At 66.1% G+C, this 21,925-nt stretch carries 17 protein-coding genes; 8 read left to right on the top strand and 9 right to left on the bottom strand.

Annotated features, from left to right (window positions below; genetic code table 11):
* Nucleotides 1-43: 43 nt before the first annotated feature.
* The 5 genes from AC5Y5W_RS09050 to AC5Y5W_RS09030 form a co-directional block, all read right to left on the bottom strand.
* Complete coding sequence (locus tag AC5Y5W_RS09050) at nt 44-931, bottom strand: type IV toxin-antitoxin system AbiEi family antitoxin (protein ID WP_500009819.1); 888 nt, start codon at nt 929-931, stop codon at nt 44-46.
* 187 nt (nt 932-1,118) lie between these two features.
* Complete coding sequence (locus AC5Y5W_RS09045) at nt 1,119-5,069, bottom strand: DNA-directed RNA polymerase subunit beta' (protein WP_500009820.1); 3,951 nt, start codon at nt 5,067-5,069, stop codon at nt 1,119-1,121.
* Nucleotides 5,070-5,112: 43 nt separating this feature from the next.
* Entirely contained in the window at nt 5,113-8,601 is a 3,489-nt protein-coding gene (rpoB, locus tag AC5Y5W_RS09040; RefSeq protein ID WP_500009821.1) for a DNA-directed RNA polymerase subunit beta, read from the bottom strand.
* 399 nt (nt 8,602-9,000) lie between these two features.
* Nucleotides 9,001-10,071, bottom strand: coding sequence for an ABC transporter ATP-binding protein (locus AC5Y5W_RS09035; RefSeq protein ID WP_500009822.1), 1,071 nt, complete (start codon nt 10,069-10,071; stop codon nt 9,001-9,003).
* Nucleotides 10,072-10,195: 124 nt separating this feature from the next.
* Nucleotides 10,196-11,701: a carotenoid oxygenase family protein gene (locus tag AC5Y5W_RS09030; RefSeq protein ID WP_500009824.1), complete on the bottom strand. Its 1,506-nt coding sequence runs from the start codon at nt 11,699-11,701 to the stop codon at nt 10,196-10,198.
* 67 nt (nt 11,702-11,768) lie between these two features.
* Between AC5Y5W_RS09030 and AC5Y5W_RS09025 the strand changes: the two genes are divergently transcribed.
* A complete protein-coding gene (locus AC5Y5W_RS09025) occupies nt 11,769-12,464 on the top strand; it encodes a TetR/AcrR family transcriptional regulator (protein WP_500009826.1) in 696 nt (231 codons plus the stop codon).
* A gap of 27 nt (nt 12,465-12,491) precedes the next feature.
* Here the strand turns inward: AC5Y5W_RS09025 and rplL are convergent, their stop codons facing one another.
* The 4 genes from rplL to AC5Y5W_RS09005 form a co-directional block, all read right to left on the bottom strand.
* A complete protein-coding gene (gene rplL / locus AC5Y5W_RS09020; RefSeq protein WP_500009827.1) occupies nt 12,492-12,884 on the bottom strand; it encodes a 50S ribosomal protein L7/L12 in 393 nt (130 codons plus the stop codon).
* Between the two features lie 32 nt (nt 12,885-12,916).
* Nucleotides 12,917-13,468 carry a 50S ribosomal protein L10 gene (gene rplJ / locus AC5Y5W_RS09015; protein ID WP_500009828.1) on the bottom strand — a complete coding sequence of 184 codons (552 nt, stop codon included), beginning with the start codon at nt 13,466-13,468 and terminating at the stop codon, nt 12,917-12,919.
* A gap of 332 nt (nt 13,469-13,800) precedes the next feature.
* Nucleotides 13,801-14,703: an ROK family protein gene (locus AC5Y5W_RS09010; RefSeq protein ID WP_500009829.1), complete on the bottom strand. Its 903-nt coding sequence runs from the start codon at nt 14,701-14,703 to the stop codon at nt 13,801-13,803.
* A 7-nt stretch (nt 14,704-14,710) separates the two neighbouring features.
* Nucleotides 14,711-15,487, bottom strand: coding sequence for an endonuclease/exonuclease/phosphatase family protein (locus tag AC5Y5W_RS09005; RefSeq protein WP_500009831.1), 777 nt, complete (start codon nt 15,485-15,487; stop codon nt 14,711-14,713).
* A gap of 18 nt (nt 15,488-15,505) precedes the next feature.
* Here AC5Y5W_RS09005 and AC5Y5W_RS09000 point away from each other — a divergent pair, with 18 nt between their 5' ends.
* The 7 genes from AC5Y5W_RS09000 to mmaA4 all read left to right on the top strand — a co-directional run bounded on the left by AC5Y5W_RS09000 (nt 15,506) and on the right by mmaA4 (nt 21,831).
* Nucleotides 15,506-16,060 (top strand): nucleotidyltransferase, encoded by a 555-nt coding sequence (locus AC5Y5W_RS09000; RefSeq protein ID WP_500009832.1) that lies wholly within the window; start codon nt 15,506-15,508, stop codon nt 16,058-16,060.
* A gap of 12 nt (nt 16,061-16,072) precedes the next feature.
* Nucleotides 16,073-16,675 carry a DinB family protein gene (locus AC5Y5W_RS08995; RefSeq protein ID WP_500009834.1) on the top strand — a complete coding sequence of 201 codons (603 nt, stop codon included), beginning with the start codon at nt 16,073-16,075 and terminating at the stop codon, nt 16,673-16,675.
* Nucleotides 16,662-17,585 carry an alpha/beta fold hydrolase gene (locus AC5Y5W_RS08990; RefSeq protein ID WP_500009835.1) on the top strand — a complete coding sequence of 308 codons (924 nt, stop codon included), beginning with the start codon at nt 16,662-16,664 and terminating at the stop codon, nt 17,583-17,585. The genes AC5Y5W_RS08995 and AC5Y5W_RS08990 overlap by 14 nt, the downstream gene beginning before the upstream one ends.
* Nucleotides 17,586-17,594: 9 nt before the next feature.
* Nucleotides 17,595-18,941 (top strand): ABC1 kinase family protein, encoded by a 1,347-nt coding sequence (locus AC5Y5W_RS08985; RefSeq protein ID WP_500009837.1) that lies wholly within the window; start codon nt 17,595-17,597, stop codon nt 18,939-18,941.
* Nucleotides 18,941-19,846 carry an alpha/beta fold hydrolase gene (locus AC5Y5W_RS08980; protein ID WP_500009838.1) on the top strand — a complete coding sequence of 302 codons (906 nt, stop codon included), beginning with the start codon at nt 18,941-18,943 and terminating at the stop codon, nt 19,844-19,846. The genes AC5Y5W_RS08985 and AC5Y5W_RS08980 overlap by 1 nt, the downstream gene beginning before the upstream one ends.
* Nucleotides 19,847-19,975: 129 nt before the next feature.
* Nucleotides 19,976-20,839, top strand: a complete 864-nt coding sequence (gene mmaA2, locus AC5Y5W_RS08975) for a cyclopropane mycolic acid synthase MmaA2 (RefSeq protein WP_500009840.1) — start codon at nt 19,976-19,978, stop codon at nt 20,837-20,839.
* Between the two features lie 98 nt (nt 20,840-20,937).
* Nucleotides 20,938-21,831: a hydroxymycolate synthase MmaA4 gene (gene mmaA4 / locus AC5Y5W_RS08970; RefSeq protein WP_500009841.1), complete on the top strand. Its 894-nt coding sequence runs from the start codon at nt 20,938-20,940 to the stop codon at nt 21,829-21,831.
* The last annotated feature ends 94 nt before the right edge of the window (nt 21,832-21,925 follow it).

The following is a 21,925-nucleotide window of genomic DNA, read 5'->3' as shown; positions in this document are numbered from 1 at the left end:
CGGTGCCCGCGTCGTGCGATTCTGCGTCTGCTCGCGTCAACTCTCAACTCACAGCTTGGGAACGGGCCAAGTGACCGTCGATGCGTTCCGCTAGGCGACCCGGGTAGCGTCTGACGTCGTCGACCACGATTGGAATAACAGTCCAGCCAAGCTCTTGCACACTTGCGAAGCGCGCTTTATCCCTGAGCATCTCAAGCCGGCCTGCGTGCCACTCAACGCTCTCGTACTCTGCCGCCACACGAGCGTGCGGCCATGCGAAGTCGACGCGCCATACCTCGCCACGACCGCCGCGGATCTCGTACTGAAGCTCCGGAGGAGGTAGACCGTAGTCGATCATCACGAGTCGCGCTTCGCTCTCCATTGCCGACTCGGCCCTCGCGTCGGCATGAGGAAGTAGCTCACGCACGGCGACGATGCCGCGCCGGCCTCGCTGCTGCAGCACTGCTCTTTCAAGTTCGTTACGCGTGCACCACGTGGAGTGGAGGGCAGCGTCGAGGGTTGCGAGTGCTCGCGGCCGTTGGAGTTCTCGCGCAAGCTCCACAGCCGTCCATGCCGGCGCCGTGGCGAGACGACCTGCGACATGCCGCAATTCGGCACCGGTGCGTTGATGGACCATTAGGTCAGTCGTAGGCCGCATCCGCACCCCAGGATCCAAGACGTGTATAGCGGTGGTGTTTTGGACATCGAAGCCGTACAACTTTGCGGCGGTTCCCATACATGCCACCGCATGACGCCCCGTGAACAGATCGAGTGCCCGCAGGCGGCCTAATAGGTCTGGTTCAACGCCCGCGTAAATGCCGTACCACACCCTAGTGAGGTCACCGTTCTTCACTTGGACGTCGAGTTCCTGGCGGGTCATCACGGTGAGCAACTGGGCTGTCGTCGCGAATCCACCGGCCGCGTCGAGAAGGGCTAAGGCACCGGCATGCACACCCGAAGCATGTGGGCGTTAGCCAGGATTGGCTAGCCACCCTGGCGATAACGGCGCCGACAAGACGCAGAATCGTACGCACGGTGCCTGCGCCGTGCGATTCTGCGTCTGCTCGCGAGGGAGCGTCTGCTCGCGAGGGGCAAAGAGAAAGCCCCGGGGCATGGGACCCGGGGCTTTCTCGTGCTTGTTACCGGTAGTCGCTGTAGCCGTAGTCGTCCAGCGGGACCGCGGCCCCGGTGGCGGCACCGAAATCCGGGCTGTAGTACTGATCCTCGTAGGACGGGATCGTGTACGCGGCGGCCCGGGCCTCCTCGGTCGGCTGCACCTGGATGTTGCGGTAGCGGTTGATCCCGGTACCGGCCGGGATCAGCTTGCCGATGATCACGTTCTCCTTCAGACCGTTGAGCCGGTCGCTGCGGCAGTTGATCGCCGCATCGGTCAGCACTCGAGTGGTCTCCTGGAACGACGCCGCGGACAGCCACGAATCGGTGGCCAGCGACGCCTTCGTGATACCCATCAGCACCGGGCGACCGGCGGCGGGCTCGCCGCCCTCGGCCACCACCCGACGGTTCTCGGCCTCGAACTCCGCGCGGTCGATCAGCGAGCCGGGCAGGAATTCCGTTGAGCCCGAGTCGATGATGGTCACCCGGCGCAGCATCTGCCGGACGATCACCTCGATGTGCTTGTCGTGGATCGACACACCCTGCGCCCGGTAGACCTCCTGGACCTCCTTGGTCAGGTGGATCTGCACCTCGCGCGGGCCCTGCACGCGCAGCACCTCGTGCGGGTCGGCGGAGCCTTCCATCAACTGCTGGCCGACCTCGACGTGGTCGCCGTCGGCCAGCAGCCGCTCGGTGCCGTCCTCGTGCTTGAACACCCGCAGCCGCTGACGCTTGGAGAGCTTGTCGTAGACCACTTCCTCGCCACCGTCGTCCGGGACGATGGTGATCTTGTAGAAGCGCTCACCCTCCTCGAGGCGGACCCGTCCGGTGACGTCGGCGATCGGCGCCTTACCGCGTGGGATGCGGGCTTCGAAGAGCTCCTGCACCCGGGGCAGACCACCGGTGATGTCCTCACCGACACCACCCTGGTGGAAGGTGCGCATGGTCAGCTGGGTGCCGGGCTCGCCGATGGACTGGGCCGCGACGATACCGACGGCCTCACCGATGTCGACCAGCTTGCCGGTCGCCATCGAGCGCCCGTAACACGTCGCGCACACGCCGGTGCCGGTCGCGCAGGTCAGCACCGACCGCACCTTCACGTGCGTGATGCCGGCCGCCAGCAGCGCGTCGATCTCGGGGTCGCCCAGATCGTGACCGCGAGCAACCACGACCTTGCCCTTCTCATCAACCGCGTCGGTGCCCAAAGTGCGGGCATAGGCCGACGTTTCGATGAACGGGTCGCGGATCAACGCGCCGTCGGGCTGACGCTCGGCGATCTCGACGGTGATACCGCGCTCGGTGCCGCAGTCCGCCTCGCGCACGATGACGTCCTGGCTCACGTCGACCAGACGGCGGGTCAGATAGCCCGAGTCGGCGGTACGCAACGCGGTGTCGGCCAAGCCCTTTCGCGCGCCGTGGGTGTTGATGAAGTACTCCAACACCGTCAGGCCCTCACGGAACGACGACTTGATCGGCCGCGGAATGAACTCACCCTTCGGGTTGGTCACCAAACCCTTCATGCCGGCCAGCGTCCGGGTCTGGGTGAAGTTACCCGTGGCACCGGAGTCGACGATCGTGATGATCGGGTTGTCGTCGGGGTAGTGCTCGCGCAGCGCCTGACCGACCTCGTCGGTGGCTTCCTTCCAGATCTCCACCAGCGCCTCGTTGCGCTCGTCGTGGTTCAAAGCACCACGCTGGAACTGCTTTTCGACCTTGTCGGCGCGCTCCTCGTACGAGTCGAGGATCTCCTGCTTACGCGGTGGAACCAACACGTCGGCCATGGAGACGGTGACACCCGAGCGGGTGGCCCAGTAGAAACCGGCGTCCTTGAGCTTGTCGACGGTTTGGGCGACGACGATCATCGGGTAACGCTCGGCCAGATCGTTGATGATCGCAGCCTGCACCTTCTTGTGCATCTGCTTGTTCACGAACGGGTAGCCCGTGGGCAGCAGCTCGTTGAACATCACCCGGCCCAGCGTGGTCTCGGCGATCCAGGAATCCCCCGGCTGCCAACCATGTGCGCCGAACAACTCGGCCTCGACCTCGGCGGGCGGACGCAGCTGCTCCAGCCGCACCTTGATCTTGGCCCGCACGCTCAACACGCCGCGGTCGGCGGCCATGATCGCCTCAGCCGGCGATGCGTACACGCCCGTCTCGGCGCGGTCTTTGGCAGCGGCCACGTATTCGCCGGTGTCGCCGTCGACTTCGGTGGTCAGGTAGTACAGCCCGGTCACCATGTCCAGTCGCGGCATGGCCAGCGGGCGACCCGACGCCGGCGACAGGATGTTGTTCGACGACAGCATCAGGATGCGGGCCTCGGCCTGCGCCTCGGCGCTCAACGGCAGGTGCACCGCCATCTGGTCGCCGTCGAAGTCGGCGTTGAACGCCTCACACACCAGCGGGTGCAGCTGAATGGCCTTGCCCTCCACCAGCATCGGCTCGAAGGCCTGAATACCCAACCGGTGCAGAGTCGGTGCGCGGTTCAGCAGTACCGGGTGCTCGGCGATGACCTCTTCGAGGACGTCCCACACCTGCGGACGCTGACGCTCCACCATCCGCTTGGCGCTCTTGATGTTCTGCGCGTGGTTGAGGTCGACCAGCCGCTTCATCACGAACGGCTTGAACAGCTCCAGCGCCATCAGCTTGGGCAGACCGCACTGGTGCAGCTTGAGCTGCGGGCCCACCACGATGACCGAACGGCCGGAGTAGTCCACCCGCTTACCGAGCAGGTTCTGCCGGAACCGGCCCTGCTTACCCTTGAGCAGATCCGACAGTGACTTCAGCGGGCGGTTACCCGGCCCGGTGACCGGCCGGCCACGACGGCCGTTGTCGAACAGCGCGTCCACCGACTCCTGCAGCATCCGCTTCTCGTTGTTGACGATGATCTCGGGCGCACCCAGATCGATCAGCCTCTTGAGTCGGTTGTTGCGGTTGATCACCCGGCGGTAGAGGTCGTTGAGGTCGGACGTGGCGAACCGGCCACCGTCGAGCTGCACCATCGGGCGCAGCTCCGGCGGGATCACCGGCACCGCGTCGAGCACCATGCCCATCGGCGAGTTGCCCGACTGCTGGAACGCCGCGACCACCTTGAGCCGCTTGAGGGCGCGAAGCTTCTTCTGCCCCTTGCCGTTCTTGATGGTGTCGCGCAGCGACTCGGCCTCGGCGTCGATGTCGAAGTTCTCGATCAGCTTCTGGATCGACTCCGCGCCCATCGCGCCGGTGAAGTACTCGCCGTAGCGGTCGACGAGCTCGCGGTAGAGGTTCTCATCGACGATCAGCTGCTTGGTGGCCAGCTTGGTGAAGGTCGTCCAGATCTCGTCCAGCCGGTCCAGCTCGCGCTGCGCGCGGTCGCGCAGCTGACGCATCTCGCGCTCACCGCCGTCGCGAACCTTGCGCCGCGCATCGGCTTTCGCGCCTTCGGCCTCCAACTCGGCCAGGTCGGCTTCCAGCTTCTGGGCGCGGGCCTCCAGGTCCGCGTCGCGCTGGTCCTCGATGGCCTTCTTCTCGACCACCATCTCGGCCTCGAGAGTGGACAACTCGTTGTGCCGCAACTCGTCGTCGACGCCGGTGATGACGTAGGCGGCGAAGTAAATGATCTTCTCGAGATCCTTGGGCGCCAGGTCCAGCAGGTAGCCCAACCGGCTCGGCACACCCTTGAAGTACCAGATGTGGGTCACCGGTGCGGCCAGCTCGATGTGGCCCATCCGCTCGCGGCGCACCTTGGCCCGGGTCACCTCAACGCCACAGCGCTCACAGATGATGCCCTTGAAGCGCACGCGCTTGTACTTGCCGCAGTAGCACTCCCAGTCGCGAGTCGGTCCGAAGATCTTCTCGCAGAACAAGCCATCCTTCTCCGGCTTGAGCGTGCGGTAGTTGATGGTCTCCGGCTTTTTGACCTCGCCGAAAGACCAGTTGCGGATGTCCTCCGCGGTGGCCAGGCCGATGCGGAGTTCATCGAAGAAGTTGACGTCTAACACGTAACTCCCTTTCCCCTTTGCGGGTGTAGTAACAAGGAAATAATTAAGCCAAATCTTCTACAGAGGCAGATTCGTTGCGGGACAGGTTGATTCCCAGGTTCGCCGCAGCGCGTTCCAGGTCCTCGTCGTCACCGTCGCGCATCTCGATGGCGGCACCGTCGCTGGAGAGCACCTCGACGTTGAGGCACAACGACTGCAGCTCTTTGAGCAGCACCTTGAACGACTCGGGGATGCCCGGCTCGGGGATGTTCTCGCCCTTGACGATCGCCTCGTACACCTTGACCCGGCCGACGGTGTCATCGGATTTGATGGTCAACAGCTCCTGCAGGGTGTAGGCCGCGCCGTAGGCCTGCATGGCCCAGCACTCCATCTCACCGAACCGCTGGCCACCGAACTGCGCCTTACCGCCCAGCGGCTGCTGGGTGATCATCGAGTACGGGCCGGTGGAGCGGGCGTGGATCTTGTCGTCCACCAGGTGGTGCAGCTTCATGATGTACATGAAGCCAACGGTCACCGGGTACGGGAACGGCTCACCGGAGCGGCCGTCGAACAGCACCGCCTTGCCGTCGCCGTTGACCAGCACCTCGCCGTCCCGGTTGGGCAGCGTCGAGGACAGCAGGCCTTGCAGCTCAGCTTCCTGGGCGCCGTCGAACACCGGCGTGGCCACGATGTTGTTCGGCTCGGCCTCCAGCAGTTCCTCAGGCAGCCTTGCCGCCCAGTCCGGCGCGCCGTCGACCTTCCAGCCGCTGTGTGCGCACCAGCCCAGGTGGGTTTCCAAGATCTGGCCGATGTTCATCCGTCGCGGCACCCCGTGGGTGTTCAAGATGATGTCCACCGGGGTGCCGTCCGGCAGGAACGGCATGTCCTCGACGGGCAGGATCTTGCCGATCACGCCCTTGTTGCCGTGCCGGCCGGCCAGCTTGTCACCGTCGGAGATCTTGCGCTTCTGGGCGACGTAGACGCGGACCAGTTCGTTGACCCCGGCCGGCAGCTCGTCGTCGTCCTCGCGGGAGAACACCCGGATGCCGATCACCTTGCCGGACTCGCCGTGCGGCACCTTTAGCGAGGTGTCGCGGACTTCGCGGGCCTTCTCACCGAAGATCGCCCGCAGCAGTCGCTCCTCCGGGGTCAGCTCGGTCTCTCCCTTCGGGGTGACCTTGCCGACCAGGATGTCGCCGTCGCGAACCTCGGCGCCGATGCGCACGATGCCGCGCTCGTCGAGGTCGGCCAGCACCTCATCGGAGACGTTCGGGATGTCCCGGGTGATCTCCTCGGCGCCCAGCTTGGTGTCGCGGGCGTCGATTTCGTGCTCCTCGATGTGAATCGAGGTCAGCACATCCTCCTCGACGAGGCGGTTGGACAGGATGATCGCGTCCTCGTAGTTGTGACCCTCCCACGGCATGATCGCCACCAGCAGGTTCTTGCCCAGCGCCATCTCGCCGTTGTCGGTACACGGCCCGTCGGCGACCACCTGGCCGGCCTCCACCCGCTGGCCGGCGTCGACCATCGGACGCTGGTTGGCGCAGGTGCCGTGGTTGGACCGGGCGAACTTGCGCATCCGGTAGGTCTGCCGGGTGCCGTCGTCGGCCATCACGGTGATGTAGTCGGCCGACACCTCCTCGATGACGCCGCTCTTGTCGGCGACGACGACGTCGCCGGCGTCGATCGCGGCGCGCAACTCCATCCCGGTGCCCACCAGCGGCGCCTCGCTGCGCACCAGCGGAACCGCCTGGCGCTGCATGTTGGCACCCATCAGGGCGCGGTTGGCGTCGTCGTGCTCGAGGAACGGGATCATCGCGGTCGCGACCGAGACCATCTGGCGCGGCGAGACGTCCATGTAGTCCACTTCGGCCGAGGACACGTACTCGACCTCGCCGCCCTTGCGGCGCACCAGGACCCGGGCCTCGGTGAACCGGCCGTCGTCGTCGATCGGCGAGTTGGCCTGCGCCACCACGTGGCGGTCTTCCTCGTCGGCGGTCAGGTAGTGGATCTCGTCGGTAATTACACCGTCGACCACCTTGCGGTACGGCGTCTCGATGAAGCCGAAGGGGTTCACCCGCGCGTAGGTCGCCAACGATCCGATCAGACCGATGTTCGGACCCTCCGGCGTCTCGATCGGGCACATCCGGCCGTAGTGGCTGGAGTGCACGTCGCGGACCTCCAGGCCGGCACGCTCACGGGACAGACCGCCGGGGCCCAGCGCCGAGAGGCGACGCTTGTGGGTCAGACCCGACAGCGGGTTGTTCTGGTCCATGAACTGGGAGAGCTGGCTGGTGCCGAAGAACTCCTTGATCGCAGCAACCACCGGGCGGATGTTGATCAGGGTCTGCGGCGTGATCGCCTCGACGTCCTGAGTGGTCATCCGCTCGCGGACCACCCGCTCCATCCGGGACATGCCGACCCGGATCTGGTTCTGGATCAGCTCACCGACCGTGCGCAGCCGCCGGTTGCCGAAGTGGTCGATGTCGTCGGTTTCCACCGGCACCTCGACGCCGCCCGGGGCGGTCATCGTGGGCTGCCCCTCGTGCAAGCGCACCAGGTACTCGATGGTGGCGACGACGTCCTCTTCGGTCAGGGTGGTCGTCGAAGCGCCGCTGACGCCGAGCTTCTTGTTGACCTTGTAGCGGCCGACGCGGGCCAGGTCGTAGCGCTTCTCCTTGAAGAACAGGTTCTCCAGCAGGGTCTGCGCCGATTCCTTGGTCGGCGGCTCGCCCGGGCGCAGCTTGCGGTAGATGTCCAGCAGGGCCTCGTCGGTGCCCGCGGTGTTGTCCTTCTCCAGCGTCGACATCATGATCTCGGAGAAGCCGAACCGCTCGGTGATCTGCTCGCTGGTCCAGCCCAGCGCCTTGAGCAGCACGGTCACCGGCTGACGACGTTTGCGGTCGATGCGCACCCCGACGGTGTCGCGCTTGTCGACGTCGAACTCCAGCCACGCGCCGCGGCTCGGGATCACCTTGACCGAATGCAGCGTCTTCTCGGTCGACTTGTCGATGGTCTCGTCGAAGTACACGCCGGGCGAGCGGACCAGCTGGCTGACCACCACCCGCTCGGTGCCGTTGATGATGAACGTGCCCTTCTCGGTCATCATCGGGAAGTCGCCCATGAACACCGTCTGGCTCTTGATTTCGCCGGTGTTGTTGTTGATGAACTCGGCCGTGACGAACAGCGGGGCCGCGTACGTCATGTCCTTGTCTTTGCACTCGTCGACGGGTGCCTTGACCTCGTCGAACCGCGGGTCGGAGAAGGACAGCGACATCGAGCCGGAGAAGTCCTCGATCGGCGACAGCTCTTCGAGCACCTCTTCCAAGCCGCCGGTGGTCCTGCCATCAGGGCGGGCAGCGGCCGCTTCGCGCCAGTGGGGCGCGCCGATCAGCCACTCGAAGGAATCGGTCTGCACGTCGAGAAGACCGGGAACCTCGAGCGGTTCACGCAGTTTGGCGAAAGAAATTCGGTTAGGCGCTCCGGGAACGGAGCCATTTGACGAAATCTGAGTACCTGAGGGGTTCTTCTTGCTCTGGCGCGAGACTGCCAAGATGCATCCTTCCAGCACCTCGTGCGACTAACGAAAGCCGGCGGGCACCGGACCTGTTCGCCGCGATAACTGTGTCGGTTCGGCTGGCGAACGAACTGTCCGAAACTCACGCACGCAGCTAGATCGCTGAGCCGGAACGGGCTCAGGCTAGGACCACGGTGTCAAGTGGCGGGTGAGGTGGGCAGGAGGCAGCCAGCGCAACGTCCAACAATAGCGCAGGACGGCGCATTCCTCAACTACCGCGCTCCGGGGGTACCGGCGATCTGGCGCTGGCCGCCGTCTTCGCCTTCCCGTGCACACATGCTGCCCAACAGATTGGCCCCTTCAGGCCCTCCCGTCAAGGGTTGACGCGCCAACTTGTCAGCAGAACTCCTTCCACATATTGCGCGCCGTTGTCGCTTACTGAGTACGGATCGTCTCGGTGGGTGCGTCGTAGTCGCGATGGCGGCCACGGTCACCCTCGTCGCCGAACTCGCTGGCTGAGTACTCATTGGTGCCCTCGAGGGAGTCGAGGATCGCCTGCTGGGCACCCTTGGGCAGAGTGTGCAGGTTCTCCCGGACCCGGGCCTGGCGCCGGGCGACCGCTTTGCGTTCGGGCATTCCCGGCGTGACAGTGATCTGCGGCGGCACACCCTCGATCTCCTCGACGCCGCCGTCATGGTGGCCGGCGTCCAAGTGCGCCTGCTCTTCGGCCATGGTGGCCTCGTCCTTTTCCTCCGACATCCCGATCGGCCCGATCCGGCGGCCGTTGAGGAACTGGCGGACCACCGGCTCGTCGCTGGTCAGCAACACCTCGCGCGGACCGAACATCACCAGCTTGCGACGGAACAGCATGCCCATGTTGTCGGGCACCGTGCGGGCGATGTTGATGTTGTGCGTGACGATCAGAATCGTGGCGTCGATCTGGGCGTTGATGTCGATGAGCAACTGGCTCAGATAGGCGGTACGGACCGGGTCCAGACCCGAGTCGGGCTCGTCGCAGAGGATGATCTTCGGGTCGAGCACCAGCGAGCGGGCCAAGCCGGCGCGCTTGCGCATACCGCCGGAAATCTCGCCGGGGAACTTCTTCTCGTCGCCGCCCAGACCGACCAGGGTCAGCTTCTCCATGACGATGTCACGGATCTCGCTTTCCTTCTTCTTGGTGTGCTCGCGCAGCGGGAACGCGGTGTTGTCGTAGAGGTTCATCGAGCCGAACAGTGCGCCGTCCTGGAACATCACACCGAACAGGGTGCGGATGTCATAAAGCTCTTTGGCCGAGCACTCGGTGACGTCGGTGCCGTCGACGATGATCGATCCGCGCTCGGGGCGCAGCAGGCCGATCAACGACTTCAAGAACACTGATTTGCCGGTACCTGAGGGGCCCAGCAGCACACTGACCTCGCCCTCCGGGATGTCCATGGTGACGTCTTCCCAGATTCGCTGGGATCCGAAGGACTTGGTCAGTCCTTCGACCTGGATGCCGATACCCATGCGAAATCCTCTCGATGACGTTGCTGGTGTGGCCTGTGGTTTCAGTCACTTTAGCGCATGCACGCGACCAGCGACACGACTATCGTCCGCGGTCGCGGCGGCCTGCCAGCAATGACACGTACGTCTAATACCGCGGCGCCCAGTTGCCGTGAAAACCCATCGGCACCCGCTGCGGCAGATGAACCGTTGCCACCGACTCGAGGGTTTGCGCATCGACCAAGAGCAGTTGGCCTTCGTCGCGGCCGCGGTGATAGCCATACCCGAGCAGGATGCCGTCGTCCTCGGCGGCGGCGGCCACCGGATTGGGCACGAACGACATCTCGCCGAGCAGCAGGTCGGGGTCGAGCGCGGCTGCGGTGGCCGACCCAGTCAGGTAGTCGTGCTTGTACAGCGCGCTGGACATGTCGGTGTCGCCGTCGTCCAGGAAGCCGCCGTCGACGCCGACGGTGTAGCCGAATCGGTGCTTGCCGCCCAACAGGCTCTCGTTGATGCGGGGAAACTCCTGCGGCCGGTCGTCGCGGCGTTCGGTGGTCACCGCTCCCGACGCCAGGTTGATGGTCCAGCGGTCGAGAGTGGGCCGGCTGTCGCCGGGACCGCGCCGGTCGCGGTCGAACATCCGGGTGTAGCGCACCACGTCGAGCACCAGCACCTCGGCGCCTTCGCGGGTTTCCGAGTAGGCGTTGAGCGGGTGGTAGACGTAGCACGGTTCGACGTCGAACCATTTGATGTCGCGGTTGCCGCCCTCGCGGGGCATGACGCCGATGCGCGCCGGATAGTCGGAATCCCAGCTGTAGGGCATCGTGTGGATGGGCCGGCTATCGCGGTTGACCATCGCGGTGATCGGGCTGGGCATCCGGACCCGTCCGAGCACCGCCTGCGCCACCAGCCGGGCCGGCGCGCTCAGCCAGCGCGGGACCGTCGCCGGCAACACCGACGCCGGGTCGAAGGTCACCGGCAGGTCGTAGATCACCACATATTTGTCGGTCAGCGAGAAGTCGTGCATCATCGGCGATCCGGTCACCGCGATGTCCACGGTCCGGCGGGCGCGTCCCTGGGTGTCGATGACCGAGTACTGCACGGTTCGCCCGCGCGCGAAGGAGTAGGACACCGCGTGCAGTTCGCCGGTGGCCGGGTCGCGGTGCGGGTGGGCGGTGTAGCCGCCGGCCAGGGTGCCGTCGAAGTCGCAGGGCGCTATCGTGTCGAGCTCATCGGTGAGCCGGTAGTTGGCGCCGCCGCCTTCGACCAGCGCAAGCGTTTGTCCGGCGTGGGTCAGCACGTTGGTGTTGGGGCCGACGGAAAGCATCCCGGCGCGCGGGTCGAGGCCGGTGGGTTCGGGTTCGCCGAGCGCGGCGCACACCGCCGGGGTCCGCACCCAGCGGTTGCGATACCAGCAGGCCTGCCCGTCGCGCAGGGCGACGCCGTGCACCATCGCGTCGCCGGAGAACCAGTGATAGAGGGCGGGGTCGACCTCGGCGGCCGGGTTGGGGCCGTTGCGCAGGTAGCGCCCGTCGAGGTGCTCGGGGATATGACCGGTCACCGGCAGGTCGGTCGCGGTGACCTCGGTGGCCACCGGCGCCAGGTAGCCCTCGAGGTACGGGTTGCGGGTCTTGGTGCTGGCGTTAGCGGTCATCTCAGCTCCTATAACGATGTTATTTCGATGTTATGGACCGTACGCCTGCTGTGCCAAGATGGCAATGATGACTTCCCAGACCGAGCCGACTGCGCGTGCGGGGTTGGTGCATGCGGCGGTGAGCCTGCTCGACGAGCATGGGCCCGACGCGTTGCAGACGCGCAAGGTCGCCGGCGGGGCCGGCACCTCGACCATGGCGGTGTACACCCATTTCGGCGGGATGCAGGCGTTGATCGCCGCGGTGGCCGAGGAGGGTCTGCGGCAGTTCGCCGATGCGCTGGCAGTGCCGTCGACCGACGATCCGGTCGCTGACCTGATGGCTACCGGCATCGCCTACCGGCGTTACGCGATCCAACGCCCGCATATGTATCGGCTGATGTTCGGTAGCACCAGCGCGCACGGGATCAACGCACCGGCACACAACGTGGTCGCCTTGTCGGTGGCCGAGATCAGCGACCGCTATCCCAGCTTCGCGCGGGTGGTGGGACCGGTGCACCGCGCGATGCAGGCGGGCCGGATCGCCGGGGGTTCAGCCGGCTCGGCCGACGACGACGCCGCCGTGGTGGCGGTGGCCGCCCAGTTCTGGGCGGCCATCCACGGGTTCGTGATGCTCGAGCTGGCCGGCTACTACGGCGGCGACGGCGCGGCCGTCGGGCCGGTGCTGGCCGCGATGACGAAAAATCTTCTTGTCGCGCTGGGTGATCTACCCGAACGGGTCGAGCAGTCGCAGCGCTCGGCAATACGCGAAGCCCCCGGAGCGTAAGCGCTCCGGGGGCTGTTGCGAATCGAATTACTTGACGGTGACGGTGGCGCCGGCAGCTTCGAGCTTGGTCTTGGCCTCGTCGGCGGCCTCCTTGGCGACCTTCTCCAGCAGCGGCTTGGGCGCGCCGTCGACCAGGTCCTTAGCCTCCTTGAGGCCCAGGCCCGAGACGATCTCGCGCACGACCTTGATGACGCCGATCTTCTTGTCGCCGGCGGCCTCGAGGATGACGTCGAACTCCGACTGCTCCTCGGCGGCTTCGGCGCCGGCAGCCGGGGCTGCGCCGGGCGCGGCCGCGACGGCGACCGGAGCAGCGGCGGTGACCTCGAAGGTCTCCTCGAACTTCTTCACGAACTCCGAGAGCTCCAGCAACGTCAGGTCTTTGAACGCGTCGAGCAGTTCATCGGTTGAGAGCTTGGCCATAGTGGTGTCCTTCCTTGGTGTGGGTACGGGGCTTATTCGGTGGTTTCGGTGGTTTCGGCGGCGGGGGCCTCGGCGGCCTTCTTCTCCTGCAGGGCGGCAGCGAGCCGGGCCACCTGCGACGCCGGCGCGTTGAACAGGCCGGCGGCCTTGGCCATGTTGGCCTTCATCGCGCCAGCCAGTTTGGCCAGCAGCACCTCGCGGGATTCGAGGTCGGCGATCCGCTCGACTTCGGCGACGGTCAGCGGGTGACCGTCCATGTAGCCGCCCTTGATGACCAGCGCCTTGTGGTCTTTGGCGAAGGTCTTGATGGCCTTGGCGGCGTCGACGGCCTCGCCAGTGACGAACGCGATCGCCGTCGGCCCGACAAACAGCTCGTCGAGTCCTACGACACCGGCCTCCGACGCGGCCTGCTTGACCAGCGTGTTCTTGGCCACCCGATAACTGGCGGAGTCGCCCAGCGATCGCCGCAGCTCGGCCAGGTGGGCCACTGTCAAACCGCGATACTCAGTGATCACGGTGGCCGTAGATGCCTTGAAACGCTCGGCGATATCCGTGACGGCGGCGGCCTTGTCAGCCCGGGCCATGCATGCCTCCTTGGGGTGGTCTTACCTGTCGCGCGACGACCCGCTGCGCCCGGCTTCGCCGCGCTTGCGATCGTCGCGACCCGGAAATCACGAACGCCCCGACGCAGGATGCGGTCGGGGCGTGAACATGGCGTCGGCGCGCGCCGACGTACGGTTGCCTCGTCCTCCTGCGTGGGCCGCCGGGAGTTCCCGGACCTTCAACCGATTGCTCGGTGACCAACGGTCTTGGGTGGATCGGCCACCACAATAGCGTGGCCATCGGCTATCAGCCAAAACAGCCGATGGTCAGCGTCGGCAGCGGTAACAACTGCCGCATGGTTCTGGCCAGTGACTCAAGTGACAGGTGTGACGAGCCGGGCCGCCCCTACCAGCCCGGCCCCGCCACCCAGCGCCGCGGGAACCACCCGCAGCCCAGCGAGGAAGTCCAAGCCGGCGTAGTCAGCCAGCGCCACGCCCAACGGGCCGAACAGCACCTCCCCGGCCTTCGCGACTCCCCCGCCGATCACGACGAGGTCGAGGTCGCACACCGCCGCCACCGAGGCAATCATCGCGGCCAGTGCGCCCGCGGCGCGGCCGAACGCCCGTTGTGCCACCGGCTCACCGGCGGCGGCCGCCTCGGCCAGTGCCATCGCATCGCTGCCGCCCCAGCCATTGGCGCGAGCCCACCACGTCATCGACGGACCGGCCGCGATCGTCTCTGCGCAGCCCCGGCCCCCGCACGAGCACGGCATACCGCCGATGTCGACGACCACATGCCCGACGTGTCCGGCGTTGCCGCTGCGGCCCTGATACGGGACGCCGTCGAGTACCAGTCCCCCACCCACACCGGTGGAGACCACCATGCCGAGCAGGAAGCGTGCGCCGCGTCCGGCACCTCGCCAGTGCTCGCCGAGTGCCATGCACAGCCCGTCGCCGGCCAGGCGCACCGGGACGCCCGGCACCGCGGCGGCGACCCGGTCGCGCAGCGGAAAATCACGCCAGCAGCCGATGTTGACCGGGCTCACGGTGCCGCCGGCCAGGTCGATCGGACCGGCCGATCCGATGCCGACCGCCCCGACGGTGCCGCCGGCGACATCCAGCGCCTCGCGGATCAGCGTTTGAGCCAGAGCCCAAACATCTTCTGCGCGTTGGTTATTCGGAGTAGGCCGACTGTCCGCGTGGACCAGCGCGCCATCGGGGTCGACGAGGCCGGCGGCGATCTTCGTACCCCCGACGTCGAGGGACAGTGTGAGCATGACGCGATCATTGCCGGTTGTGGCGCGAGACGTCGACAACAAGCGGCCGATGATCCGAAATCGGCAGCGCGGGCGTCGAGCACGCCTCGGCAACCAGTTGGCTGTCGTCGGTCAAGATGTGGTCGAGCTGGCGATCGGGGGCATCGACGGGAAACGTCAGCACCGACGCGAGCGGACGCAACCGGGTCCGACGCTGCGGTGTGGCCGGGCTCATGTTCAGGTCACCCATCAGCACCCGCGGGCCCTCGAAGCCGCGTAGATCGCGGATCAGTCGCCGCAACTGCAGCCGGTTCCAGCCCGGCACAAACGACAAGTGCGTATTGGCCACGGTCAGCTCGCCCAGGTCGGTGTCGAGCCGGGCGATCACCGCGGCCCGAGGTTCTTCGTCGACCACCTGCACCCGCCGCGGCGCCGGCAGATACATCGGAAACTTCACCGGGATCCGCGGCAGCCGCAGCACCTGCCAACTCAGCGCCGGAAACCGGGACAGCAGCGCGATGCCGTAGGCCGCGGTGCCCGGCTGTTCGTCGCCGGTGGCGGCCATCCACGTCGCGCCGGGCGTGCCGGAGATCGCCGCGACGAACCGATGACTGACCGCACCCATGGCCTCGGCGGCCACCGCGGTCAGATCGGCCATCGCCGAGCGGGGCTGGTCGCAATCGACTTCCTGCAGGGCCAGGATGTCGGCATCGAGTCGTCGCACACAGTCGGCGAGCCGGCCCACGTCGACTTCGCCGTCGTGGACGCTGCGACCGTGCAGGATGTTGAACGTGGCCATCCGCATGGGTAGTACCTACCCAACATGACCGCATTCGCATCCAATGAACAGTTGCGCGAGGCACTGCGCCGTGCGGCGTCGGCGCTCAAGGCGCACGGGCCCCGGTTCGCGCTGGCCGGCAGCTACGCGCTGTGGGTGTACGGCGCACCGGAACCCGTGCACGACGTCGACTTCGCCGTCGCCGAGTCCGACGCCGACGCCGCCGCGCAGACACTGGCCACAGCGGGGTTCGCCATCGACCGCACCCCCGAAGACTGGCTGTTCAAGGCTTGCCTCGACGGCGCGCTGGTCGATGTGCTGCACCGGATCAACGGCGTGCCGGTCGACGCGGACCTGCTCGATTCGGCGGCCAGCCGCGACGTGTTGGCACTCCGGATGCCGGTGTTGTCACCGACGCAGGTCATGACCCAGAAGCTGTGCGCGCTGACCGAACACCATTGCGATTTCGCGTCGCTGCTGCCGGCTGTCCGCGCCGTTCGCGAGCAGCTGGACTGGGACCGGTTGCGCACAGACACCGTCGGCAACGACTTCGCGGTCGCGTTTCTGGTCCTCGCGGATCGCCTGGGCATCACGACGTGATAGGGACTACCCATGCCCGCTCTGGCCGCACCGGTCGCTGACGAGCGCAGCGCGCTGCGCGAGTATCTGGCCTATCACCAAAGCGCCTACTTCGCGGTGTCCTATGGACTCACCGACGAGCAGGCTCGCGCCACCCCGTCGGTGAGCGCCCTGTCGATCGGCGGGCTGGTCAAGCACGCCACCGGTCTGCAGCGGACCTGGATGACACGGGTCGCTGCCGCCCCGGCTGCCCCGCCCAAAGACCCTCGGCCGTTCGAGGAGATTGCCAAGGAGTTCGGCGATCAGCATGTGATGCGGCCCGACGAGACACTGGCCGGGCTGCTGGGCGGTTTTAAGGCGCAGAACGCGGAATCACTGCGGCTCGTCGACAACGTCGACCTCGACGCCCCTGTGCCGGTTCCCGAGGATATTCCGTGGTTCCCCGACGGTCTCGAGGCCTGGTCGGTGCGCTGGGTGATCCTGCATGTGATCAACGAGCTGGCCCGGCATGCCGGGCACGCCGACATCATCCGGGAAAGCATCGACGGCGCCACCATGTACGAGCTGATCGCCGGCCTGGAGAAGTGGGAACCACGTCCGTGGGTGACGCCGTGGCGCACGCATGCTGACCCGTAGCGGCGTCGCGCGCCGCGAAACCCCGGACGGCGTCGTCGAGATCTACTACGAGGACCTCGGCGACCCCGCCGATCCGCCGGTGCTGCTGATCATGGGTCTGGGTGCCCAGCTGCCGATGTGGCCCGACGGTTTTTGCGCGCAGTTGCTCGACGCGGGCTACCGCGTCGTGCGGTTCGACAACCGCGATACCGGCCTGTCGGCCAAGATGGACGGGCATCGGGCCGACGGCACGGCCTACCGGCGTGCCTGGCGTTACTTGATCGGTAAGACCAGCACGGTGCCCTACACGCTGCGCGACATGTCCGAGGACGCCGTCGCGCTGCTCGACCACCTCGGAATCAGCCGCACGCACGTCGTCGGCGCGTCAATGGGCGGCATGATCGCCCAGATTCTGGCGGCCACCGAGCCGGACCGGGTGGTGTCGCTGGGCATCATCATGTCGACCACCGGCAAGCGGTTCTTCTCAGCGCCGCCGGCCTGGGCGGTGATCAAGCTGGTCTTCGACGCCCCGGGTAAAGACGCATCCGACGAGCAGCGGCTGGCATTTGAGGTGCGCAACATCGCGGCGCTCAACGGCCCGAACTTCCTGCCGTCGAATGCAGACCTGCGCAAGCGGGTCCAGCAGCTGGCCGAGCGGGGCAGCTATCCGGCCGGCATGCGGCGCCATGTCGACGCGGTGCTGGGCACCGGCAGCCTGCTGGCCTACAGCAAGGCGATCACTGCGCCGACGGTGGTGGTGCACGGGTCGGCGGATCCGATGCTGCGTCCACGTAACGGGCAGGCGGTCGCCGCGGCCATCCCCGGCGCGCGGTTTGTCGTGGTCGACGGCATGGGCCACGACCTGCCCGAACCGGTGTGGCGTCCGATCGTCGAGACGCTGACGGAGAACTTCGCGCTCGCCCGCCCATAGACTGCACGGATGAGTTCCAGCAATCATCGCGAGCTAGCGAAGCTTGACCGGGTGCCGTTGCCGGTCGAAGCGGCCCGCGTGGGCGTGACCGGTTGGCAGCTCACCCGCACTGCTGCCCGCATCGTCACCAAGCTGCCCGGCCGCGGCCCCTGGCAACAGAAGGTGATCAAGCAGCTGCCCCAGACCTTCGCTGACCTGGGTCCCACCTACGTCAAGTTCGGCCAGATCATCGCGTCCAGCCCAGGCGCCTTCGGAGAACAGCTTTCCCGGGAATTTCGGGGTCTGCTCGACAAGGTGCCGCCCGCCGATCAGGGCGACGTGCAGAAACTCGTCATCGACGAGCTCGGCGCCGAACCGTCGCAGCTGTTCGCCAGGTTCGACGAGAAGCCGTTCGCATCGGCCTCTATCGCCCAGGTGCACTACGCGACGCTGAAAAGCGGCGAAGAGGTCGTCGTCAAGATCCAACGGCCGGGGATCCGTCGCCGCGTCGCCGCCGACCTGCAGATCCTCAAACGTTTCGCCCAGGCCGTCGAACTGGCCAAGCTGGGCCGCCGGCTCTCCGCGCAGGACGTCGTCGCCGATTTCAGCGACAACCTGGCCGAGGAGCTGAACTTCCGCCTGGAGGCCCAGTCGATGGAGGCGTGGGTCTCCCACCTGCACGCCTCGCCGTTGGGCCGCAACATCCGAGTGCCGCAGGTGTACTGGGACTACACCAGCGATCGGGTGCTGACGATGGAACGGGTGCACGGCATTCGCATCGACAACGCCGCCGAGATCCGTAAAGCCGGGTTCGACGGCACCGAACTGGTCAAGGCGCTGCTGTTCAGCCTGTTCGAGGGCGGACTGCGGCACGGCCTGTTCCACGGCGACCTGCACGCCGGCAACCTCTACGTCGATGATCAGGGCCGCATCGTGTTCTTCGACTTCGGGATCATGGGCCGCATCGACCCGCGCACCCGCTGGCTGCTGCGCGAGCTGGTTTATGCGCTGTTGGTCAAAAAGGACCACGCCGCCGCGGGCAAGATCGTGGTGTTGATGGGCGCGGTCGGCACCATGAAACCCGAGGCTCAGGCAGCCAAGGACTTGGAGAAGTTCGCCACCCCGCTGACAATGCAGTCGCTGGGCGACATGTCCTACGCGGACATCGGCCGGCAGCTCTCCACGCTGGCCGATGCCTATGACGTCAAGCTGCCCCGCGAGCTGGTACTGATCGGCAAGCAGTTCCTCTACGTGGAGCGGTATATGAAGCTGCTGGCACCGCGCTGGCAGATGATGTCTGATCCGCAGCTCACCGGCTACTTCGCCAACTTCATGGTGGAGGTCAGCCGCGAGCACCAAAGCGACGTGGAGGTGTAGTGCAGGTCCGCTCCGGGACTGCCCGATCGGGTGATGTCGAGCTTTACTACGAGGACATGGGCGACCCCGACGACCCGCCGGTGCTGCTGATCATGGGTCTGGGCGCACAGCTGCTGCTGTGGCGCACCGCGTTCTGCGAAAAGCTGGTCGCCGAGGGTCTGCGCGTCATCCGCTACGACAACCGCGACGTCGGCCTGTCCAGCAAGACCGAACGGGGCCAAAGCTCCGGTGGGCCGCTGGTTTTGCGGATGCTTCGGTTCTGGCTGGGGCTGCCCGGCACATCGGCCTACGCGCTGGAACAGATGGCCGACGACGCCGCGGCGGTGCTCGACCATCTGGGGATCCGGCAGGCGCATGTCGTCGGCGCCTCGATGGGCGGCATGATCGCCCAGATCGTGGCGGCGCGATTTGCCGATCGGACGCGGTCGCTGGCGGTGATTTTTTCCAGCAACAACCGCCGATTCCTGCCGCCGCCCGGACCGCGGCAGCTGCTGGCGCTGCTCAACGGACCGCCACCAGGATCGCCGCGCGACGTCATCATCGACAACGCGGTCCGGGTCACCCGGATCATCGGCAGCCCTGCCTACCCGGCACCCGAGCAGCAGATCCGCGAAGAGGCCATCGAGGGCTACGAGCGCAGCTTTTACCCGTGGGGCATTCCCCGTCATTTCAGCGCAGTGCTGGCCAGCGGCAGCTTGGTCGGCTACGACCGGCAGATCACCGCGCCAACCGTGGTGCTGCACGGTCGGGCCGACAAGCTGATGCGGCCCTCCGGTGGGCGTGCGGTGGCGCGGGCAATCCGCGGGGCGCGCTGGGTGACGTTCGACGGCATGGGCCACGAGTTGCCCGAGCAGCTGTGGGACCGGGTGATCGGCGAGCTGACGGCCACATTCGCCGAAGGCTGATACCCGCTCGTTTCGCAATTCGGTTCCCCACCCCTGATCGACTAGCATGTTCGGGGGGATATGGGGGTACGGGTGGGGAGTCCCGCTCAGTCGAGGCGGAGACGTCGTAAAACCAGGAAGGCGCACACCATGGCGCAAAAGCTGAAGCCTCATTTTGAGGATGTACAAGCTCATTACGATCTGTCCGACGACTTCTTCCGGCTTTTCCTCGACCCGACCCAGACCTACAGCTGCGCCTACTTCGAGCGTGACGATATGACGCTGGAAGAAGCGCAGATCGCCAAGATCGACCTGGCGCTGGGCAAGCTGGGTTTGCAGCCCGGGATGACGCTGCTCGACGTCGGCTGCGGCTGGGGCGCCACCATGCGGCGCGCGATTGAGAAGTACGACGTGAACGTCGTCGGCCTGACGTTGTCGAAAAACCAGGCCGCCCACGTGCAGAAGACGCTTGACGAGATGGACAGCCCGCGCACCAAGCGGATTCTGTTGGAGGGCTGGGAGCAATGGGAGGAGCCGGTCGACCGGATCGTCTCGATCGGAGCGTTCGAGCACTTCGGCCACGACCGCTATGACGACTTCTTCAAGATGGCCTACGGCGCGCTTCCCGACGACGGGGTGATGCTGCTGCACACGATCACCGGCCTGACCGGGCCGCAGATGGTCGAGCGCGGGATCCCGCTGACCTTCGAGCTGGCCCGCTTTCTGAAATTCATCATGACCGAGATCTTCCCGGGCGGTCGGCTGCCGTCGATCGAGATGGTCGAGGACCGGTCGTCGAAGGGTGGCTTCACGCTGACCCGCCGGCAGTCGCTGCAGCCGCACTACGCCAAGACGCTCGACCATTGGGCCGCGGCGCTGGAGGGCAACAAGGACAAGGCCATCGAGATCCAGTCCGAAGAGGTCTACAACCGCTACATGCACTACTTAACCGGCTGCGCGAAGGGGTTCCGCACCGGGTATATCGACGTCAATCAGTTCACGCTGGAGAAGTAGGCCAGTCGTCGCCCCGCACTGGTGAAGGACAGGTATGGTGCTCTCACCAGTCGATGAGTTGCGCGGGAATTAGTTCACCAGAAAGGCGACAAGCATCAATGCCTGACAAGCCAGCCGCTCCGATAGAGATACGAACGCGTCCCGAAGACATCCAGGCGCACTACGACCTCTCCGACGACTTCTTCGGCCTGTTCCAGGACCCGACTCGGACTTACAGCAGCGCCTATTTCGAGCGTGACGACATGACGCTCGAGGAAGCCCAGATCGCGAAGGTCGACCTGAACCTCGATCAGTTGGATCTCAAGCCGGGCATGACGCTGCTCGACATCGGCTGTGGTTGGGGCACCACGATGAAGCGCGCCGTGGAGCGCTACGACGTCAACGTCATCGGCCTGACGCTGTCCAAGAACCAGCGCGCCCGCGCTCAGCAGGTGCTGGACAGCATCGACACCAATCGCACACGCCAGGTGCTGCTGCGCGGCTGGGAGGACTTCAGCGATCCCGTCGACCGGATTGTGTCCATCGAGGCGTTCGAGCACTTCGGCCACGAGAATTACGACCGGTTTTTCAAGAACTGTTTCAACATCACGCCCGACGACGGCCGGATGACCGTGCAGAGCAGCGTCAGCTACCACCCGTACGACTTGCATGCCCGCGGCAAGAAGCTGACCTTCGAGACCGCGCGGTTCATCAAATTCATCCTCACCGAGATCTTCCCCGGCGGCCGGCTGCCGACCACCAACATGATGGTTGAGCATGGCGAGAAGGCTGGTTTCGTTGTGCCCGAGCCGCTTTCGCTGCGGCCTTCTTACATCAAGACGTTGCGGATCTGGGGCGACGCACTGGAGGCCCACCACGACAAGGCCGTCGAGATTCAGTCCGAAGAGGTCTACCAGCGCTACATGAAGTACCTGCGCGGTTGTGAGTACTACTTCACCGACGAGTCGCTGGACGTCAGCCTGGTCACCTATCTCAAGCCGGCGGCGGCCTAAGCGGCGATCGCGGCTTGTCGGATTCGCCTCGCCTCGTTCGTCGAATAGGTAGAGAGTGAAACACGGGGTTTCGCTCACTACCGGAGGTGATCAC

It is taken from the genome of Mycobacterium sp. NGS51 (assembly GCF_059812525.1).
This window is presented reverse-complemented; position numbering and strand designations above follow the sequence as displayed.

What these genes read in the sequence shown, in the direction of transcription:
- AC5Y5W_RS09030 (WP_500009824.1), bottom strand. Translation starts at nt 11,701, where the DNA reads ATGACCGCTAACGCCAGCACCAAGACCCGCAACCCGTACCTCGAGGGC.
- rplJ (WP_500009828.1), bottom strand. Translation starts at nt 13,468, where the DNA reads ATGGCCCGGGCTGACAAGGCCGCCGCCGTCACGGATATCGCCGAGCGT.
- AC5Y5W_RS09000 (WP_500009832.1), top strand. Translation starts at nt 15,506, where the DNA reads ATGACCGCATTCGCATCCAATGAACAGTTGCGCGAGGCACTGCGCCGT.
- mmaA4 (WP_500009841.1), top strand. Translation starts at nt 20,938, where the DNA reads ATGCCTGACAAGCCAGCCGCTCCGATAGAGATACGAACGCGTCCCGAA.
- AC5Y5W_RS09005 (WP_500009831.1), bottom strand. Translation starts at nt 15,487, where the DNA reads ATGCGGATGGCCACGTTCAACATCCTGCACGGTCGCAGCGTCCACGAC.
- AC5Y5W_RS09035 (WP_500009822.1), bottom strand. Translation starts at nt 10,071, where the DNA reads ATGGGTATCGGCATCCAGGTCGAAGGACTGACCAAGTCCTTCGGATCC.
- AC5Y5W_RS08990 (WP_500009835.1), top strand. Translation starts at nt 16,662, where the DNA reads ATGCTGACCCGTAGCGGCGTCGCGCGCCGCGAAACCCCGGACGGCGTC.
- AC5Y5W_RS09025 (WP_500009826.1), top strand. Translation starts at nt 11,769, where the DNA reads ATGACTTCCCAGACCGAGCCGACTGCGCGTGCGGGGTTGGTGCATGCG.
- AC5Y5W_RS09010 (WP_500009829.1), bottom strand. Translation starts at nt 14,703, where the DNA reads ATGCTCACACTGTCCCTCGACGTCGGGGGTACGAAGATCGCCGCCGGC.
- mmaA2 (WP_500009840.1), top strand. Translation starts at nt 19,976, where the DNA reads ATGGCGCAAAAGCTGAAGCCTCATTTTGAGGATGTACAAGCTCATTAC.
- rplL (WP_500009827.1), bottom strand. Translation starts at nt 12,884, where the DNA reads ATGGCCAAGCTCTCAACCGATGAACTGCTCGACGCGTTCAAAGACCTG.
- AC5Y5W_RS08985 (WP_500009837.1), top strand. Translation starts at nt 17,595, where the DNA reads ATGAGTTCCAGCAATCATCGCGAGCTAGCGAAGCTTGACCGGGTGCCG.
- AC5Y5W_RS08995 (WP_500009834.1), top strand. Translation starts at nt 16,073, where the DNA reads ATGCCCGCTCTGGCCGCACCGGTCGCTGACGAGCGCAGCGCGCTGCGC.